Source organism: Streptomyces griseus subsp. griseus (assembly GCF_000720255.1).
Taxonomy (GTDB): Bacteria; Actinomycetota; Actinomycetes; order Streptomycetales; family Streptomycetaceae; genus Streptomyces; species Streptomyces griseus_I.
The window spans coordinates 454,914-473,027 of record NZ_JOJE01000005.1; the positions used below are offsets into that span (position 1 = coordinate 454,914).

Here is an 18,114-nt window from a genome sequence, read left to right on the forward strand (position 1 = left end):
CGGGCGTCCTGGCCGCCTCAGTCACCGACCGATCGCATGACGTGGGTCGAACTCACGCTTCGGGCCATGAGCCGACCACGTCGGATGCCGTCCCCGGCGGTGCACCGCTACCGATGTTCTCGGGATCCGAACCCCCGGAAAGGGCGCGGATCCCGGAGCGGGGTCATCCGGCGGTCAGAGTGGTCCACTTCTGGTTGGAGCCGCCGTTGCAGTCCCACAGGTGGAGCTGCGTGGCGTCGGCCGTGGAGGAGCCCGGAACGTCGAGGCAGCGGCCCGAAGCGGGGTTGCGGTAGCCGCCGTTGTAGGGCTGCCAGACCTGATTGGCGCCGCCGTGACAGGACCAGAGCTGCACCTTGGTCCCGTTCGCGGTGCCCCAGCCGGCGGCGTCGAGGCACTTGCCCATGGAGCGCAGCGTGCCGTCGGTGTAGGCGGACCACAACTGGTTGGCACCGCCGCCACAGCTCCACGTCTGGACGGCGGTCCCGTCGGCTGTGGCGGCACCTTTGACGTCCATGCACTTGCCGGCGATGCCGGACCGTACGGGCGCGGGGGCGGGGGCGGGGTTCTTCAGCCATCCGGCGCCGTCCGCGGCCCGGACGCCGCGGTGGAAGGCGTCGGCCATCTTCTGGTAGCCCGAGTCGTTGGGGTGCAGGGGGTCGGCCAGGTCGGCCGTGGTCAGGCTGCTCATGTCGACGTGGGCGACGTGTTTGCCCGCCGCTTGTGCCTCGCTGACGATTTGGCGGGTGGCCTGGTTGTACGCGCCCCGGAACTGCTCCTCCGAGCTGCTGGTGGACACGACCAGGGAGGCGACGAGGACGGTTGCGTCGGGGACGTCGGCGGTGATCTGGTTGACCAGCGACTTCAGCCGGGCGATGGCGGTGTCGACCTCGGAGGCCCCCTGGAGGTCGTTGGTGCCGATGTGCAGCGTGACGACATTGGGCCGGTAGCGGGTGAGCGAGGCGTCGGCGAGTGCGGCGATCTGGTCGATGCGGTACCCCGAGTGACCCTCGTTGTCGGGATCGGACATCGAACCGGCCCGCCCGGTGCCTACGAAGTCCAGCGGGTGGCCGTCCGAAGCGAGTCTGTCCCACAACGGCGCCCGGTAGCCGTTGCCCGTACTGCTTCCCACGCCCCAGGTAATCGAGTCGCCCAACGGCATGACCCGCAAAGGCGTGTCGGAGGCGGCGGAAGCAGGGGTCACACCTGCCGCTGTCAGCCCGAGCACGGCGGAGACAAGCGTGACCAGGGGTAGGATCCGAGACTTTTTCATGGAGTTCCTTCTTTTGTGCGAGTGATTGCTGCTCAGCGGGGCTGATCGCCGCCCGGCGGGCATCAGGGTGCGGTGCGTTACGGCGATCCGCTCGGCGTGCGGATCGCCGAACACGAGGGCGCCGTGTCGGCCGTCGCCGCTCAGGAAGGCGGTCTCCCACCGGGTGGCCGGGTGCGGCCGTCAGGTGCCGTGGACGGTGAGGACGACGCCGATGCCGCTGTCGCGCGTCAGGCGGGCTCCCCGTACTGCACGCCGCGTCCGTTGGTGGCGATGTAGACCCGTCCGTACACGCGGGGATCGCCGGTGATGGCGGCTCCGGTCCAGCCCCACTGGTGACGGTCGTCGTTGATCCGTGTCCAGGTCTTCGCCTCGTCGTCGGAGCGGTATACGGCGGTGATGGTGTCCGTGGCGCCGACCATGTAGAGCGCCGGGTAGGAAGCGCCCCTGGCGGCCTTGCCGAAGCCCAGGGTGTGTGCGGCGTGGCAGCTGCTGACCTTGGTGAAGGTCGCGCCGCCGTCGGTCGAGCGGTAGAGCCCGTTGCCCTTGAGGCTGAGCCACAGGTCGCCGGTGCGGCCGGGTGCCGCGACCAGCTGGAACTCGGAGTCGCCCGAGCTGAGGCCGGTGGCCCGCGCGGTGAAGGTCCGGCCGCTGTCGGTGCTGGCGAAGAGTGTGCCGGTGGTGGTGTCGAAGGCGTAGCAGCGGGTGGGGTCGAGGGGGTCGGCGACGGGTGCCGCTCCCTTGGGGAAGGTGGGGATCTCGGTCCAGGTGGCGCCGTTGTCGGTCGAGCGGTGGGCGGGGTTGGCGGTGCCGAAGCACCACAGCAGCACGCTGGCGTCGGCGTTGGTGGCGATCGGGCCGGGTGCGCTCTTGGCGGGGTCCGGCTGGGTCTTGAAGGGGGTCCAGGTCTTGCCGCCGTCGTTGGAGGAGGCGCCGTTGCCGTGGTCGCCCCAGCCGGCCCGGACCACGTAGGAGGGTTTGGCGGTGGCGAGGGACAGGCCGGTGCTGGTGCCGAAGACGGGGTTGGACGCCATGCCGCGTGAGGGTGAGGCCGTGAGCCGTTCGTGGTACATCACGCCGATGTCGCCGGAGCCGCTGAGCAGGTGGGCCTGTCCGGTGGGGGGCGAGATCAGCTGGCGTACGGACGCCTCTTCCACACCGCGGATCTGGGGGGCGAAGTGCTTGAGGTCGCGGGTGCCGTAGAGGGTGGCGCCGGTGCCGTGGACGACGTGCCGGGAGTCGAACGGGTCCAGTCCGACGGCCTGGATCCACCAGCCGAACTTCGGCTTGTCGGCACCCCACTTGAGGTAAGGCGTCTCCGAGACGTCGAGGACGGCCCTGTCCTTCAGGGACGTCCAGGTGCGGCCGCCGTCGGTGGTCCGGTACAGGGTGTCCACCAGCGACCAGCGGTTGTTGGTGGAGACGACGAGCGTGCCCGGGCGGCGGGCGTCGACGGCGACACCGCCGTAGCCGAAAGAGTCAGCGGAGCCGTCGGCCGTCGTGCCGCCCGGCTTCACCGGGGTGACCTCGGTCCACTTCCCGCTCGTCGTGCGCAGCTTGTGCACACTGCCGTCGGACTGCCCGTTCGGGCCCGGGGCGTTGGCGTACGTCACGTACAGCTCGCGCGTGTGCCGGTCGTATGCGGCCCGGATCGGGACCTTGGCGGCGGTGCCGGTCGGCTGCCCCGGGACGGCCTTCCAGGTGACGCCGTCGGACGTGCGGTAGAGGTTCGCGGAGGTGCCGTCGGAGTCGCCCCAGCCGGCGTAGACGCTGCGGCCCACGGCGACCAGGAGCGTGACGCCCTGGCCGGTGGCGCTCGGGGCGGCCGGGAAGCTCACGGCCTTCCATGTGGCGCCCCGGTCAGTGGACTTGAGCAGCCCTTCGTGCCGGGTGCCCAGCCACAAGGTGTCGCTGTCGCGCGGATCGACGAGGAGGCGCTCCCCGCAGCCCCGGCCGTCCTCGTTGGCCCCGAGCTTCACGCTGAGATCGGTGCGCTTCCAGGTCGCACCGCGGTCGTCCGAGCGCAGCACGGCCCCGTTTCCGGCCCAGGACTGCGTGTACGCGCCGAGTGACAGATACACGCGGTTCGGATGCGCCGGGTCGACAGCCATGGCCTCCACGCCGAGCAGATTCCAGTCGTCCCAGCCCAGGTGGTCGGTCAACGGGATCCAACGGTCGGCCCGGTCCTCCCACCGGTAGGCACCGCCGATGTCGGTCCGCAGGTAGGCCAGCCCGCGCACGGAGGGATGGAACAGCACCCCGGTGATGAACCCGGTACCGCCCTGGACCACGTTGCGCCAACGGTATCCACTCTTCGCGGGAGTGGCGGCGGCTTGCGCACGTCCCTGGCTGAGCGGCAGGGAGACGGCCGCGGCTGCGGCAGCGGTCCCGGCGAGTACAGCTCTTCTGCTGACGTAGAGCGTGCGCATGACATACCTCTTCCTTGTGCGAAGGAGACGGAAAGAGCGACGCCCCTGAGGGGCGCGGGGACCTCGCCAGTGCAGTCGGCCGCCGAGCCGTTCCCCGACGGAAGGTCCGACTGGGCCACATTGCTGGCCATTCGCGTCGGGAGCAGCTTGTCGGCGGCCTTGCCCTAGGTGGTGCCCTCGTGCGCTCCACTGTCCGACCCGCCCCAGGCGGTGAGCAGCGGCATCCCACCGGCCACCGCTGCGCCGGCGAACGCCGTGGAGGCGAGGAAGCCTTTCCGGCTTGGTCCGGAGCAGGCGGAGACGACATTCGGCGTCATCGCATCAACCCTTCATGGCGCACCAGCACACCCGACGGAGGGCCGTCGGCTGCGGTGTCGTGACTGGAATTGGCTGAGCTGAAAGCAGACATCCCACTATTGCGACGTGATGCACAATCGAAGCGCTTCGATGCTGCTGCGAGGTTAAGTGAAGGCATGAGGGCGCACAAGGGCCGCTTCCAAGATGACTCCGGGGTACGACAAAGGGGTCCGCTCGCTCTGCTCAACGCAGCGAGGCTGAGCTCTTGACACTTCCCTGGAGCTCTGACGAGCATCGAAGCGCTTCACTTTTCTTCTCGAGTCCATCTCAGGGGAATCCCATGCGCCTGCCCGCGCCGCACACGCCACCGTCGTTGCGCGGTCGCAACGACCGTTCCCGAAGCACATCGACACCCCTCCGTCGCGGCTCCGCGGCGACGAAAAGATGGGATCCCTGAACCAGCTCACGCCCGTCGTCGATCGCCTGAGCGTCGACGGGTCACACGCCGGCCAGGAGCCCAGCACGGCTTGCCCGGAGGGGCCAGGCAACCGTCTCGTCCAGGCGGTCGGGTCGGCGAGGCAATCTCCAAGCCGGCTGGGCAAACAGCTTCACTTCACCGTCGCCGCGACGCGGTGCGGCGTCCCGGTCCTTCGTCAGGGCGGGCCGCCCTCGCTCGTACCCGCCGGGCCTGATGCCAGAGCCTGAAGCGAGCCACCGCCGGACCAGGCCGATCCCGCGGGTCGGCATCCAGCCGAAGCCGTTCACCGCAGCACGCGTGCCTGTCGAAGCGCTTCACCGCCTGGTCTTCGTCCCGGCCGTGCTGGATTGCAGAAAGGACAGCGTCATGTCCCCGAAGTCCAAGAAGAGAAGCGTCAAGGACGTACTGGTAGCCCTGCTGATGGGGATCTCGCCGCTGATCGCGGCGCTCGTACTGACCGGCACCTCGGCCACCACCGCGTCGGCCGCGTCGCTGAAGGAGGTGACGGACTTCGGCAGCAACCCGGGCAACCTGCGGATGTACACCTACGTACCCGACAGCGCTCCGGCACACCCGGCGGTGCTGGTGGCGGTGCACTACTGCACCGGCACGGGGCCCGCCTTCTACTCCGGCACGGAGTTCGCCCGCCTTGCCGACCAGTACGGGTTCATCGTCGTCTACCCGGACGCGAACGTCAGCGGGCAGTGCTTCGACGTCTCCTCGCCCCAGGCGCTCAAGCATGACGGGGGCAGTGATCCCACGAGTATCGCCTCGATGGTCCGGTACACCGTGCGGAACATGAACGCCGACGCCGACCGGGTCTACGTCACCGGTGCCTCGTCCGGCGCGATGACGACCAATGTCATGCTCGGCGCATACCCCGACTTGTTCAAGGCGGGTGCGGCATTCATGGGCGTGCCTTTCGGCTGTTTCGCCACCACCGACGGCTCCGGCTGGAACAGCGCCTGCGCCACCGGCCAGATCACCAAGACCCCTCAGGCGTGGGGCGACCTCGTCCGGGCCGCCTACCCCGGGTACACCGGCCCCCGGCCGCGGATGCAGCTGTGGCACGGCACCGAGGACGAAGCGCTCTACTACGCGAACTTCGGTGAAGAGATCAAGCAGTGGACCAATGTGCTCGGGGTGAGCCAGACACCGGCCCTCACCGACTCCCCGCAGACCGGCTGGACCCGCACCCGCTATGGCTCCGCCACCGCACATGCACCGGTCGAGGCGATCAGCGTCCAGGGTGTCGGGCACGCCCTGCCCTCCAGCGGTATGGCGGCCCGGGCCATCGCCTTCTTCGGACTCGACGGCTCGGGAGGTTCCGGCGGCACCACCACAGGTCCTGTCCACGCCACCGGTTCGGGCAAGTGCCTGGACGTACCCGGCCTTTCGCAGACCAACGGCGCCCAGACGCAGATCTGGGACTGCAACGGCCAGACGAACCAATCCTGGACCAGTACGCCGGCCAAGCAGCTCACCGTCTACGGCGGTGCGAAGTGCCTCGACGCGGCCGGCACCGCAACCGGCGCAAAAGTCGCGATCTGGGACTGCAACGGCGGCACCAACCAGCAATGGAACCTCAACTCCAACGGCACCATCACCGGCGTCCAGTCAGGGCTGTGCCTGGATGTGGCCGGGGCCTCCACCGCCAACGGCGCACCGGTCAAACTGTGGGACTGCAACGGCGGCAGCAACCAGCAGTGGCGCCTCGGCTGACACCACCGCCCCAAGGCTGAGAGGCTTCCGCGCTGCCTCTACCGCGCCAAAGGCCACTCATCACACCCGCTGACCAACTCTCGGGCACCCGTGCCTTCGACCTCGACCCGGTCGGCCGCGTCACCGTCGTCACCGCTGACGGCTGGAGCGAGCGGTACGCCTGCGACGCGAGCGGCAACCAGACCGAGGCGTCCTGGCGGTTTCCCACCCGGGTCACGAGGCCACCTGGCGTCAAACGAGCGTAAACGGTCGACAACTCATCCCCGCGCGTACGGCCCCCTCTCATCCCGCCCTGCCCCTCGGAGCCTCGTCGGCGTCGTCCCGTACCCGTGAGGGTGAGCGCTCCGGCGCCTGCGCGCTCTGTGCCGTGGCGAGCGGGCCCAGATGCTGTTCGGCGCTGTCCAGCAGTCCGAGGTCGGCCTTGGTGTGCGCGATGGCGGCGTCGATCAGGACGGCGACCAGCGGCTCGTCGGCGTGGGCGCGGCGCTGCTGCGCCAGGCCCGCAAGCTCCGACAGGTACGTCTGCCGCTGCGACTCGATCAGTGTGGCCAGGGCCTGCGGGCCCAGCGCGACAGCGCCGAGGAGCTTCAGGAACAGCTCGTCGCGGAAGCCGCCGACGCGCACCCAGGCGGTGGTCGCCCACGAGCGCAGCTCGGCCTCGCCCGCTTCGGTGAGTGTGTAGAGGTTCTTGTCGGGCCGGTCGGTCTGCGTGACCTGCGAGCGCGAGACATAGCCGTCACGGACCAGCCGTTCGAGGATCTGGTAGAGGTGACCGATGTTCAGGCCGCCCCACTGCGGGCCGACGGCCTCCTCGAACCGGGCCTTGAGTTCGTATCCGTGATTCGGTCGCCGGGTCAGCAGCGCGAGCACGGCGTGGTGGAGCGGCATACACGTCCCTTCTACATTGTGACAACATACCCCTGAATTGTCGCAATGCAGGGGCGGCGATGTACGTGCGCGATGTACGAGGGCGAGGCTGCATACATGGCTGTGAGCGTGACGTTGCGCGGGGTGAGCCGCCGGTATCCCGGCCTGACCGCTCTGGACGAGATCGACCTGGAGGTCGCGGCCGGCGAGGTGGTGATGCTGACCGGGCCGTCCGGCGCCGGCAAATCCACCGTCCTGCATGTGACGGGCGGCATGGACCAGCCCGACGAGGGGCACGTCGAGATCGACGGCACACAACTGATACCCCGAGACCTGGACCGTCACCGGCGGCGTGTCGGCTTCGTCTTCCAGCGCTTCCACCTGCTGCCCGCGCTGACCGCGCTGGACAATGTGCTCGCCCCCGTCCTGCCGCGCAGAGTGGACTTCGACCGGCGTGCGCGTGGCATGGAGCTGCTCGAAGCTGTGGGCCTGGACCAGCGGGCCGACGCCCTGCCCTCGCAGTTGTCGGGCGGCCAGCAGCAACGCGTCGCCGTCGCACGGGCGTTGATCAACCGGCCGGGACTGTTACTGGCCGACGAGCCCACGGGCAACCTGGACAGCGTCATCGGGCGGGAGATCATCGACCTGCTGATGTCGCTGCGCGAGCGCTACGGGATGACGATGCTGATCGCCACGCACGACGCCGAGGTTGCCGCGGGCGGCGACCGGGTGGTGCGGTTGCAGGACGGCAGGATCACCTCGGACCAGCGGATCACACCGTCCGGCGACGTGCTGCACCGGCTGGGGGGCCTGCGCCCGTGATGGTGATGATTCTCGACCAGCTACGGCGGCGGCGCGGGCGCGCGCTGGCCCTGGCCGCCGGAATCCTGGTGGCGGCGACCAGTTTCACCCTGCTGACCGCGACGGTGAGCACGAGCCAGGCGACCACCGTGGGCACGGTACGGAAGAACGCACGCTCCGCGTACGACGTCCTGGTACGCCCGCCCGACTCGCAGACGGACGTGGAGCGGCGGAGCGGTCTGGTCACGCCGAACTTCCTGTCCGGCACGTTCGGCGGCATCACCATCGACCAGTACCGGCGCATCCGCGGCATGGCCGGGATCGACGTGGCCGCACCGGTCGCCAACATCGGCTATCTCATGGTGGCGAGCACCGTCACGGTGGACGTGTCCCGCTTCCTGGACGGGAAGGCGTCCCGGCAGATCCTGCGCATCAGCCCTACGCTCACCTCCGGACTGGGCAGCTACCGCACCTCGGACGAGTACGTCTACCTCACCCGCTCCCCCCTGACGTCGGCATCGGAGTCGGACGGCCTCTTCGAGTCCGACACCCTGGAGACGGGTGCGGCCGACAAGAGCACCCAGCGGTACCGGATCAAGGGGAAGTACGACGTCTGCTTCTACTTCAACCGGGACAAGACCGAGCAGACCGAGTTCAACCTGGATCTGCCGTTGAAGCCGAACATCATCGCCGAGGACCTCAGGGACAGGTCGCCGTTCGACCCGGACCTGAGTTCGCGGATGAACTGCCAGTCCGGCCAGGACAAGGCCACGATCGACGTTCCGGTCAGTTACCCCGTGCTGCTGGCCGCCATCGACCCGGTGGCCGAGGACCGGCTGGTGGGCCTGGGCGACACCATCGCCTCGGGCCGGATGCTCACCGAGCAGGACAAGCCGTGGAGGGTGTCGGGCGCCAGGAGCGTCCACGGACAGCACGACTCCTACATCCCGGCGCTGCTCAGCGACACCCCGCTGACCACCGGCACGCTCGACGCCACGGTCGAGCGGCTCGACGTCGGCGACCCGGCCGAGCTGCCCTCGAAACTGGGCAACCCGACAGCCGCCAGCTTCGTCCGAAACCTGCACGGCACCACGGTGGGCACGACCCGCGTCGACCTGAGCAAGGGCTACCGGAAGGCACTGACCGAGGACTCGTTCGACACCGGCAGCTACTGGACGGTCGGCCCGGTCACCTACCGCCGGACCTCCGACGGCGACCTCGCTGCGCAGCCGCAGCCCCCGCAGAAGCCCAGCCTGTGGATCACCAACTCGAACCGGCAGCCCTTTCCCAACGTCCCCGAGGAGAACCACCAGGGCACCCAGTACCGGAAGGTGACCAGTCACGCCGCCACGAGCTGCATCGGACTGGGTAGGTGCGACGGCGTGGACTCCGGACGCCTGCCCAATCCCTTCGTCCACCTGGTCGGCCGCTATGACACCGGCAGACTGCCCGGCTTCTCACCCCTGTCCGACACCCCGCTGGAGACCTACCAGACGCCGCAGGTAACCGGTGCGGACAGCGCGACCCGAGCGAAGCTTCACGGCAAGCCCCTGCAGCCCGACCGCAACCTGGGCGGCTACGTCAGCCCGCCGCCCACCATGCTGACGACGATGGACTCCATCACCGCGCTCACCAAAAGCCGTCGGGTCCCGAGCCTCCAGGACAAGGCGCCGGTCAGCGCGATCAGGATCCGGGTGGCAGGAGTGACCGGCGTCGACACCGCCTCCCGGGCGCGGGTGAACGCGGTGGCCGGGAAGATTCGTGCCACCTACCCCCGGCTCCAGGTCGACGTCACCGTCGGCAGCTCGCCTGCACCGCAGACGGTGGCACTGGGCGACTCGGCACAGGTGACGGAGCGTTGGGTCGCCAAGGGCGTGGCACTGCGCATTCTCCGGGCGGTGGACACCAAGAGCGCGGTGCTCTTCGTGCTGGTCCTCGTCGTGTGCGCACTCTTCCTCGGCCAGGCCGCGCTGGCCTCGGTGCGCTCACGTCGCACCGAGATCGGCACGCTGCGCTGCCTCGGCTGGAGCGGTGGCGAAGTGCTCCGCCTGGTCCTCGCCGAACTGGCGCTGATCGGCCTCGCCGCCGGAGCCGTGGGCACGGTGCTCGCGTACGTGCTGGGCCGGGTACTGGGCCAGCCCGAAGCCGGCGCCAAGTCACTCCTCGTGCTCCCGGTGGCGCTCCTCCTGGCCACGGCGGCGGGCCTGATCCCCGCCTGGCTCGCCACCCGGCTGGGACCGATGGAAGCCGTCCGGCCCCCGGTGACGGCGGCCCGCCGCGCGCACCCGGTGCGTTCGGTGGCCGGACTGGCCATGTTCAACCTGCTGCGGGTGCGGGGCCGCACGCTGCTGGGTGCGGCAGGGCTGGCGCTGGGAGTGGCCGCCTTCACTGTGCTGCTCGCCCTGACGCTGGCCTTCCGGGGCGAGGTGGCCGGGTCGCTGCTCGGCAGTGCCGTGGTGGCGCAGGCGCGCGAGGCCGACTACCTCAGCGTCGCCCTCTCCCTGCTGCTGGGCGCCGCCGGCGCCATCGACGTCCTGGTCATCTCGCAGCGCGAACGCGCCGCCGATCTCGCGGTGCTGCGGGCGACCGGCTGGACCAACCGCGAGCTGGCGAAGCTGACCCTCTACGAGGGAATCGGACTGGCTCTGCTGGGCGGCCTGTCCGGTGCGGTGGCCGGTCTGGCCGGGGTGCTGACCCTCGGCCGGGGCGTGCTGCACGGTCACCTGATCCCGGTCGCCGGCGCCGCGCTGCTGGCCACGCTCGCGGCGACCGCCCTGGTGGTGGCGGCTCTGACGGTGCCGATCCGGGGGCTGTCCCGGATCGCCCCCGCCCACCTGCTCGCCGCCGACTGAGCCGAGCCGCCGCCACCGCCGGCGGCTTCGCACAGCGGAAGACCCCAGCCGTGTTCACGGCCGGGGTCTTCCGCTGTCGACGGACGTCCGCGGTCGCGCCCTCCCCTGTCAGCGACAGCCCTCAGTATCGGCTCACGTCACCGGACACTCATCGGTGGATCCGTTGCCGAGGGGGGCCGCCGGCCAACAGACGCCCACGCGCACGGCATTTCGGACCGGGGTGAACGAGCCGCCCGCGGGCTCGGACCTGTCGCCCGCTACGCGCCGGGTATGGCCCGGGAGCCCATGGCCCCGACGTAGGCGACGGGCAGGTCGAGTGCCAGGCGCAGCAAAGGGATGTCGAACTTGGCGTCGTGCGTGAGGACGCAAGGGGCCGTACGCTCGTCCACCTCGGTGCGTTCCAGGTAGCGGTGGGGCCGGTCGACCACCACTTCGTCCGCGTGCGGGAAGCGTGCGGCGGTGGCGAAGACGGGGCGGGCGTCGCAGACGGTGACGCGGTAGCCCAGGAAGCGGCGTGGAACGCGCGGGCCTCCCCAGTATCCGGAAAACCCCCGCCTGATCGAACTGGCGGCGAACTGTCCCTGCGCGACAAGCAGTTCGCCCGCTGGTGGGGCGATCACCACGTCGCCGCCCGCACCGTGGGCACGAAGAAGCGGTCGTCGGCGAACTGGCCCTGGACTGGGACACGCTCACCGCCAACACCGATCCCAACCAGCACCTGACCGTCTGGACCGCCGCCCGGGCTCCCCCACCCAGGCGGCGCCGTCCCTGCCGCCCACCGATAGGGAGACGGCTCAGAGCAGCTCGATCAGCTTGTCGGTGAACTCGGCAGTGGTCGCGGTTCCGCCCAGGTCACGGGTGCGGGTATCGGTCTTGGCCAGGACCGAGGCGATCGCGTCCGTGATGTCCTTGGCCGCGGCGGGATGGCCGAGGTGGTCGAGCATCATGGCCGCGGACCAGATCGCGCCCAGCGGGTTGGCGATGCCCTGGCCCGCGATGTCGGGCGCGGAGCCGTGCACCGGCTCGAACATCGAGGGGAAGTCGCGCTCGGGGTTGAGGTTGGCCGCCGGGGCGATGCCGATGGATCCGGCGACCGCGGCCGCGAGGTCGCTGAGGATGTCGCCAAAGAGGTTGGAGGCGACGACGACGTCGAAGCGGGCCGGGTCGAGGACGAACTTGGCCGCCAGCGCGTCGATGTGCTCCTGGTCCCAGGCGACGCCGGGGTGCTCGGCGGCCCGCTCGGAGATCAGCTCGTCCCAGAACGGCATGGTGTGGATGATGCCGTTGGACTTGGTGGCGGAAGTGACCTTCCCCCGGCGGCGGGCAGCGAGGGAGAACGCGTAGTCGGCGACACGGGTGACCCCGGCCCGGGTGAACACGGCCTCCTGGACGGCCAGTTCCTCGGACGTGCCCTGGTTCAGCCGTCCGCCGATCTCGCTGTACTCGCCCTCGACGTTCTCCCGCACGACGACGAGATCGACCTCGCCCGGCCGTGCGCCGCGCACCGGACTGTCGATGCCTTCGAAGACACGGATGGGCCGGAGGTTGACGTACTGGCGGAAGCTGCGCCGGATCGGGATCAGCAACCCCCACAGCGAGACATGGTCGGGCACCCCCGGATACCCCACCGCTCCCAGCAGGATCGCGTCCTTGTCGCGCAGCTGATCGATCCCGTCGGCGGGCATCATGGCGCCCTCCCGCAGGTACCGCTCGCACGACCAGTCGTCGTACGACGTGTAGGACAGGCTGAAGCCGTGGCGGCGGCCGAGAACATCGAGCACCTGCTGTGCTGGGGGCAGTACCTCGGCGCCGATGCCGTCGCCGGGGATCAGGGCAATGCGGTGGTTCGTCGTCATGCCGTCGATTGCAGCAAAGCGGTCCGCGGGGCGTCCAAGACGCAAAGCGGATCTTCCTTATAAGCAGTGCCTATCAGCTGTCGGCGGCCGAGGTGGCGGCCGTCACGAACGCGGCGGCCGCCGGCGACAGGCTGCCGCGGCGGCTGACGAGGGCGATGTCCAAGGTCGTCTCCGGCTCGATGTCCAGGACGCGGGCGCCCAGCCGCCGGGCGACGTCCCGCCAGGAATCCGTCACCACCGCGAGCCCGACCCCGGCCAGCACCAGGGGCATGAGCGACACACGATGCTCGGTCTCGGCGGCGACGGCGAACTCGATGCCCTGCTCCCGCAGCGCGTCGACATAGGCGCGCATCCCCGTACCCGGCTGCCCGACGATCAGCCGCTGTCCCGCGAGCTCCCGGCACTCCACCGCCGTCCGGCCGGCGAACGGGCCGTCGGCCGGCACCATCAGCACAAAACGCTGCCGCCCCAGCGCATGGGAGACGACCTCCTTGTCGGAGAGGGGACCGGCAGACGCCAAAAGCCCCAGCTCCACGGCACCCGTGCGCACCATGTCGATCACATCACGCGAGGTGAACGCCGCTTTGATGGCTACGGAGACATCGGGATACCGGTGGCTGAAGGCACTCACCAGACTCGTCAGCGGCTCCACCGCCTGCGACGGCATCGATGCCACATCCAGGCGCCCCTCACGCAGCTCATGCACCGCCGCCACACTCGCCCGCGCCGTCTCCAGACTCCGTACGGCCTCCCGGGCAGGCTCGATCAGGGCTCTTCCGGCCTCCGTCAGCACCGCCCTGCGCCCGATGCGGTGGAACAGCTCGGAGCCCAGATCACGCTCCAGCGCCCGCACGGCCTGCGACAGCGACGGCTGCGACACATACAGAGCCGAGGCCGCACGGTTGAACCCCCCACGATCAACAATCGCAAGGAAGTACTCCAGCTGCCGAACATCCATTTCGCGCCCTCTGCCCCTCAACAAATCAGCCGACGACTCGATCGGTCCCGACCATGGTTGCGTGAAGGACAGCCTCGACGAAGTGCGGACCGCCGATGCACTGACCGTAGTCGTCACCGAAACGCGGTCACAGTTGATGGAGGCGCTCAATGGCCAGCTGAGGCGCGCGCTGCGCCCCTGCCCGCCCCGTGGTCCCCCGGTACCAGGACGTCACGGCCGGCTGGCGATCGACCCGCGCTATCTGATCCAGGACGACCGCGTCACGCTCCGTCAGAATCAGCGTCGAACGAGCGTCAAACATTTCCCGACCCCGTCCCTCACGGAGTTGAGGCAGAGCGTTCTCGACCCGTGCCCCGCTGCGAACCTACGTCCGGGGACGGGCTGTGATGATGCCGGAGCGTCAAACGAGCGTCACGGCAGGGCACGCTTCTCGGCGGGTTGGGCCCGACAGGCACGTCTTGCGCAGTCGCTCCCCGGCCCCACAGGTTTCCGGGCCCGGGCTGGTGCCGGGGCGGCGGCGAGGCCGCGCGTCGGCGCACTGCGGGCGCGACCTTCGCGCCGCGCCGAGGGACCGGCCGTAAGGGGAGACGCCGTGGCGGGCGTGATGGACGTCCCAGGTGAGGTCGGCGAAACCCGGGGAATCAGTGGCGACATCGGACGGGAGGTTGCCATGGGTGGCGGGGATCTGGAACTGGGCGAGCTTCTGGCCGCTGCGGAGGCCGCGCCGCCCGGGGAATCCGTCGGCGTAATCGCGCAGGACCTGCGCAAGCGCTTCGGGGCGGAGCGTGTGTCGTTCCTGTTCGCCGATCTTGTGGGGCAGCGGTTGCTGCGTCTGACCGCGCCCGCCGAGGGTGACACGGCGGACGGTGCCGAGCGGATCGATTTGCGAGGCAGCGTCTACGACACGGTTCTCCGCGGCCAGCGCCAGCATGTGGAACCGGACGGCCAGGGCGGCAGACGCGTGATCTCGCCGGTGACCAACCGCGGCGACTGCATCGGTGTGCTGGAGGTGACGCTGCAGCACACCGACGATACCGTGCTCGGACAGATCAGCGACGCGGCCCACGCGCTTGCTTACATCATCGTCACGGACCGGCGCTTCACCGATCTGTACCACGCGGGCCGACGCACCACCCGGACCAGCCTGGCCGCCGAGATCCAGCACCAGTTGCTTCCTTCGGCCTCCTGCTGTGAGGCCCCCCAGTTCACCCTCGCCGCAGGACTGGTGCCGGCCGACGACATCGGCGGCGACACGTACGACTACACCCTCGATCGGGACACCCTGCACCTGTCCATCACCGATGCCATGGGGCACGACACCGACTCCGCCCTGCTGGCCACATTGCTCATGGGTGCGTTGCGCGGCGCCCGCCGCAGCGGCTGCGACGCGCTCCAGCAGGCCCGGCGTGCCCACGAGGCCCTGCTGACCCACAGTCGCGGACTGGCCACCGGACAACTGCTGTGCGTCCGCCTCGAGACGGGTACCTGCGAACTGGTCAACGCGGGACATCCCTGGCCTCTGCGCCTGCGCGAGGGCGCCGCCGAGGTCGAGGAGGTCAAGCTCGCCGTCAACCTGCCGTTCGGCGTGGCAGCGCCCACCTCCTACCGGCTCCAGGAGCTTCAGTTGCGCCCCGGTGACCGCCTGATCCTGCTCACCGACGGCATGCAGGAACGCGGTGCCGCGGCTGTCGACCTGGCCTCTCTCGTGCGCGACACCCGCGCCTCACATCCCAGGGAGGCCGTCCGCACCCTGACGACCGCGGTACTGGATGCGTGCCGGGGCAACCTCAAGGACGACGCCACTGTCCTCGTCCTGGACTGGCACGGTCCCCGGCGATGACCGACCGGCCATACCGACCCGCCCCGTGAACCTTGCTCTCAGTCTGCGGCCTGCCGCCACCGTCTTGCTCCGGGATGGTCGAGTGCCCCGACTCGGGCCGGCGGGTGTGGCCCTGTCGGATCTGATCTTGGCTGAGTTGCGTGCCGCGTTGGCGCGTCGCGCGTAAACGATCCCGGTCGCTTTCGCGCCGGAGACCGACCGACCCGGTCCTGCACCGAGCGGCGGCGCGTCCTGCGCCGTCTCGGGGCAGTGACCGTCACCTCGTATGCGGGAGCCGTGCACATGTGATCGGGTCGAACACCGCTGCACGGATGGGCGATTTGGGCGTGGCCGGAGGACTGACATCCCGTGGCCCCTTCGCCCATGTCCGCATGATCTGAGGGTGAGGGAGAGGCGGAGCGGGTGGAGCGGACGCAGCCGGGAACCGAGGCGCTCACCGGTGTTGGGCATTGGTGACCGCGGCACTTCCCTGAGCCGAACAACGCTTCGGCCCCCTCGGCGGTCAGGGTCGGGGAGATCCCGGACGTCGGCTCGACCTCGACGGAGTGATGACCGTTCCTTGCCGACGGCTTTGCGTCCATGCGCAGGTATCCAGGGAAGACGAACCACCATGACAGTGAACGAATCCCCTCGCGGCACAGCCCTGCTCGCAGATCCCCTGCGCAACAAAGGCACCGCCTTCGACCCCCAGGAGCGGGCCGCGCTCGGTCTCGACGGGCTGCTTCCGCCCGCCGTGGAAACGCTCGACGAACAGGCCGACCGCGCGTACGAGGCGTTCCTGGGCTACGACAAGCCGCTGAACCGGCACATCTACCTGCGCCAGCTGCAGGACACCAATGAGATCCTCTTCCACCGCTTGGTCACTGGCCACCTGGAGGAGATGCTGCCCGTCGTCTACACGCCGACCGTCGGCGAGGCGTGCCGGCGCTTCAGCGAGATCTACCGCCGCCCGCGCGGGTTGTTCCTGTCGTACGAGGACCGGCACCGCTTCCGGGAGATCCTGCGCAACCGCCCGCACCCGGCCGTGGACGTCATCGTCGTCACCGACGGTCAGCGCATCCTGGGGCTGGGCGACCAGGGTGTCGGCGGAATGGGCATCCCGATCGGCAAGCTGAGCCTCTACACCGCCATCGGCGGCATCCATCCGGCGCGTACGCTGCCGATCTTCCTGGACGCCGGGACGGACAACGAGGAGTTGTTGGCCGATCCGCACTACCTGGGCCGCCGGGAGCGCCGCGTCACGGGCGCCGCGTACGAGGAGCTGGTGGAGTCGCTGGTGTCGGCGGTGGAGGCCGAACTGCCCGGCACGCTGCTGCAGTGGGAGGACTTCGCGACCGCCCACGCCCGCCCGATCCTCACCCGCTACCAGGACCGGCTGCTGACCTTCAACGACGACATCCAGGGCACGGCCGGCGTCGTTCTCGGGGCGCTGACCACGGCCACCACGGTCGCGGGCACCCGCCTGACCGACCAGCGGATCGTGATCCTCGGTGCGGGCTCCGCGGCGGTCGGGGTGGCCGACATGATCCGTACGGCGATGACGGAGGACGGCCTGTCGCAGGACGAGGCCCGCTCACGCTTCTGGTTCGTGGACGTCGAGGGACTGCTGGTGGCCTCACGCGACGGGCTCAGCGAGGAGCAGCGCGTGTACGCCCGCAGCGACGAGCAGGAGTCGTACGGCCTTGCCGAGGTAGTCCGCCGGGTGGAGCCGACCGTACTGATCGGCCTGTCCACCGCGAAGGGCGCCTTCACCGAGGAGATCGTCCGGCAGATGGCGTCCGTTTGCGATCGGCCGGTGATCTTCCCCCTGTCCAACCCGACCTCGCACTCCGAGGCAGACCCGGCCGACCTCGCCCGCTGGACGGACGGCAGGGCCCTGGTCGCCACCGGCTCGCCGTTCCCGCCCCTGAAAATCGACGGCCGCGAAGTACCGGTGGCGCAGGCCAACAACGTGTACGTCTTCCCGGCCATCGGCCTCGCAGTGGCGGCCGCCCGGGCGACCCGGGTCACCGACCGGATGATGGTCGCCGCCGCCCGCGCCGTGGGCCGGTGCGCCGCAGGATCCGCAACGGACGACGTCGGCCCCGCACCGCTGCTGCCACCACTGCGGGACATGCGCGAGGCTGCCCGGGAGATCGCCGTGGCCGCGGCGGTGGCGGCCGTCGAAGACGGCGTCGCACCGGATGCGACCGAGGAGGATCTGCGGGCGGCCGTCGTACGCACCCAGTGGACCCCGCAGTACGAACGATGACCTCATGCCGCATCAGGTCATCCGCCTTGCCGTGTTCGCTCCGCCACCGGGCGCCTCACCCGCGGCGGCAGCGTCGGCGAGATCACGATCAATGAAGCGGGAGCTGCCATAATCGCAGTTCAATGCGAGTATGCGGCCCGCTCCAGACGGCTGCTCGGGGCCTGGAGCGTCCAACGAGCGTCACGACGCAGAGTCTCGTCCCGGCCGAATCAGGCAGGCCGCAGCGCCCTGACTCCATCAGGAGGATGTCGGCGGCGGCTGGCTGGAGATGTCAACAGTAGGTTCGGCGAGAGGTCCGGGGAAACGGACCGGGAGTAATCCCGGCACCACGCCCCGGGCCACCTCGGCAACGAGGCCGGTTTCTCGATGACGCCACCGACCGCCCATACCTGGTCCCACTGCGGCCGTACTCCCGTCGTGCGCGTTCGGGGCCGCTCACGGCGCCGCTTATCCAGCAACTCGGCGGCCCGATCGTTCTGGTCTGGGACACCCTCCC

General features: G+C 69.9%; 11 protein-coding genes and 4 pseudogenes. 7 read left to right on the forward strand and 8 right to left on the reverse strand.

Annotation, left to right across the window (positions count from 1 at the left end; all coding sequences use genetic code 11):
• Window positions 1-163: 163 nt before the first annotated feature.
• The 4 genes and pseudogenes from IG99_RS10190 to IG99_RS51950 form a co-directional block, all read right to left on the reverse strand.
• Window positions 164-1,270, reverse strand: a complete 1,107-nt coding sequence (locus IG99_RS10190; protein WP_037672018.1) for a ricin-type beta-trefoil lectin domain protein — start codon at window positions 1,268-1,270, stop codon at window positions 164-166.
• 48 nt (window positions 1,271-1,318) lie between these two features.
• A pseudogene (locus IG99_RS51945) lies at window positions 1,319-1,432 on the reverse strand (hypothetical protein); the annotation flags it as partial.
• Between the two features lie 65 nt (window positions 1,433-1,497).
• Window positions 1,498-3,696 carry a WD40/YVTN/BNR-like repeat-containing protein gene (locus tag IG99_RS10195; RefSeq protein WP_037672019.1) on the reverse strand — a complete coding sequence of 733 codons (2,199 nt, stop codon included), beginning with the start codon at window positions 3,694-3,696 and terminating at the stop codon, window positions 1,498-1,500.
• A 164-nt stretch (window positions 3,697-3,860) separates the two neighbouring features.
• Window positions 3,861-4,013: a hypothetical protein gene (locus IG99_RS51950; protein WP_394297993.1), complete on the reverse strand. Its 153-nt coding sequence runs from the start codon at window positions 4,011-4,013 to the stop codon at window positions 3,861-3,863.
• Between the two features lie 824 nt (window positions 4,014-4,837).
• Here IG99_RS51950 and IG99_RS10200 point away from each other — a divergent pair.
• Window positions 4,838-6,193 (forward strand): extracellular catalytic domain type 1 short-chain-length polyhydroxyalkanoate depolymerase, encoded by a 1,356-nt coding sequence (locus tag IG99_RS10200; RefSeq protein ID WP_037672022.1) that lies wholly within the window; start codon window positions 4,838-4,840, stop codon window positions 6,191-6,193.
• A 282-nt stretch (window positions 6,194-6,475) separates the two neighbouring features.
• Here IG99_RS10200 and IG99_RS10205 read toward each other — a convergent pair whose 3' ends face one another.
• Window positions 6,476-7,081, reverse strand: a complete 606-nt coding sequence (locus tag IG99_RS10205) for a helix-turn-helix transcriptional regulator (RefSeq protein WP_051865133.1) — start codon at window positions 7,079-7,081, stop codon at window positions 6,476-6,478.
• A 96-nt stretch (window positions 7,082-7,177) separates the two neighbouring features.
• Here IG99_RS10205 and IG99_RS10210 point away from each other — a divergent pair, with 96 nt between their 5' ends.
• Together IG99_RS10210 and IG99_RS10215 are read left to right on the forward strand one after the other, a co-directional pair.
• A complete protein-coding gene (locus tag IG99_RS10210) occupies window positions 7,178-7,882 on the forward strand; it encodes an ABC transporter ATP-binding protein (protein WP_037672308.1) in 705 nt (234 codons plus the stop codon).
• On the forward strand, window positions 7,882-10,713 hold the full coding sequence (locus IG99_RS10215) for an FtsX-like permease family protein (RefSeq protein WP_234311801.1): 2,832 nt from the start codon (window positions 7,882-7,884) through the stop codon (window positions 10,711-10,713). The genes IG99_RS10210 and IG99_RS10215 overlap by 1 nt, the downstream gene beginning before the upstream one ends.
• A 275-nt stretch (window positions 10,714-10,988) precedes the next feature.
• Here IG99_RS10215 and IG99_RS45185 read toward each other — a convergent pair.
• A pseudogene (locus IG99_RS45185) lies at window positions 10,989-11,225 on the reverse strand (XdhC family protein); the annotation flags it as partial.
• Between the two features lie 22 nt (window positions 11,226-11,247).
• Between IG99_RS45185 and IG99_RS50180 the strand changes: the two are divergent.
• A pseudogene (locus IG99_RS50180) lies at window positions 11,248-11,536 on the forward strand (MmyB family transcriptional regulator); the annotation flags it as partial.
• On the opposite strand, the gene IG99_RS10225 reads toward IG99_RS50180, so the two are convergent.
• Complete coding sequence (locus tag IG99_RS10225; RefSeq protein WP_037672025.1) at window positions 11,508-12,569, reverse strand: tartrate dehydrogenase; 1,062 nt, start codon at window positions 12,567-12,569, stop codon at window positions 11,508-11,510. The pseudogene IG99_RS50180 and the gene IG99_RS10225 overlap by 29 nt on opposite strands.
• 73 nt (window positions 12,570-12,642) lie before the next feature.
• The gene (locus IG99_RS10230; protein WP_037672027.1) at window positions 12,643-13,527 is read right to left on the reverse strand and encodes a LysR family transcriptional regulator; all 885 of its coding nucleotides are present in this window, start codon (window positions 13,525-13,527) and stop codon (window positions 12,643-12,645) included.
• A 670-nt stretch (window positions 13,528-14,197) separates the two neighbouring features.
• Here IG99_RS10230 and IG99_RS10235 point away from each other — a divergent pair.
• From IG99_RS10235 to IG99_RS52360, 3 genes and pseudogenes are all read left to right on the forward strand, one after another.
• Entirely contained in the window at window positions 14,198-15,367 is a 1,170-nt protein-coding gene (locus IG99_RS10235) for a PP2C family protein-serine/threonine phosphatase (RefSeq protein WP_037672028.1), read from the forward strand.
• A gap of 610 nt (window positions 15,368-15,977) precedes the next feature.
• Window positions 15,978-17,618: an NAD-dependent malic enzyme gene (locus IG99_RS10240; protein ID WP_078947615.1), complete on the forward strand. Its 1,641-nt coding sequence runs from the start codon at window positions 15,978-15,980 to the stop codon at window positions 17,616-17,618.
• 348 nt (window positions 17,619-17,966) lie between these two features.
• A pseudogene (locus IG99_RS52360) lies at window positions 17,967-18,071 on the forward strand (transposase); the annotation flags it as partial.
• Between the last annotated feature and the right edge of the window lie 43 nt (window positions 18,072-18,114).

Excerpts from the sequence above, each read along its gene's own strand:
- IG99_RS10240 (WP_078947615.1), top strand. The coding sequence starts at position 15,978 with ATGACAGTGAACGAATCCCCTCGCGGCACAGCCCTGCTCGCAGATCCC.
- IG99_RS10225 (WP_037672025.1), bottom strand. The coding sequence starts at position 12,569 with ATGACGACGAACCACCGCATTGCCCTGATCCCCGGCGACGGCATCGGC.
- IG99_RS10190 (WP_037672018.1), bottom strand. The coding sequence starts at position 1,270 with ATGAAAAAGTCTCGGATCCTACCCCTGGTCACGCTTGTCTCCGCCGTG.
- IG99_RS51950 (WP_394297993.1), bottom strand. The coding sequence starts at position 4,013 with ATGACGCCGAATGTCGTCTCCGCCTGCTCCGGACCAAGCCGGAAAGGC.
- IG99_RS10215 (WP_234311801.1), top strand. The coding sequence starts at position 7,882 with ATGGTGATGATTCTCGACCAGCTACGGCGGCGGCGCGGGCGCGCGCTG.
- IG99_RS10235 (WP_037672028.1), top strand. The coding sequence starts at position 14,198 with ATGGGTGGCGGGGATCTGGAACTGGGCGAGCTTCTGGCCGCTGCGGAG.
- IG99_RS10205 (WP_051865133.1), bottom strand. The coding sequence starts at position 7,081 with ATGCCGCTCCACCACGCCGTGCTCGCGCTGCTGACCCGGCGACCGAAT.
- IG99_RS10230 (WP_037672027.1), bottom strand. The coding sequence starts at position 13,527 with ATGGATGTTCGGCAGCTGGAGTACTTCCTTGCGATTGTTGATCGTGGG.
- IG99_RS10195 (WP_037672019.1), bottom strand. The coding sequence starts at position 3,696 with ATGCGCACGCTCTACGTCAGCAGAAGAGCTGTACTCGCCGGGACCGCT.
- IG99_RS10200 (WP_037672022.1), top strand. The coding sequence starts at position 4,838 with ATGTCCCCGAAGTCCAAGAAGAGAAGCGTCAAGGACGTACTGGTAGCC.
- IG99_RS10210 (WP_037672308.1), top strand. The coding sequence starts at position 7,178 with ATGGCTGTGAGCGTGACGTTGCGCGGGGTGAGCCGCCGGTATCCCGGC.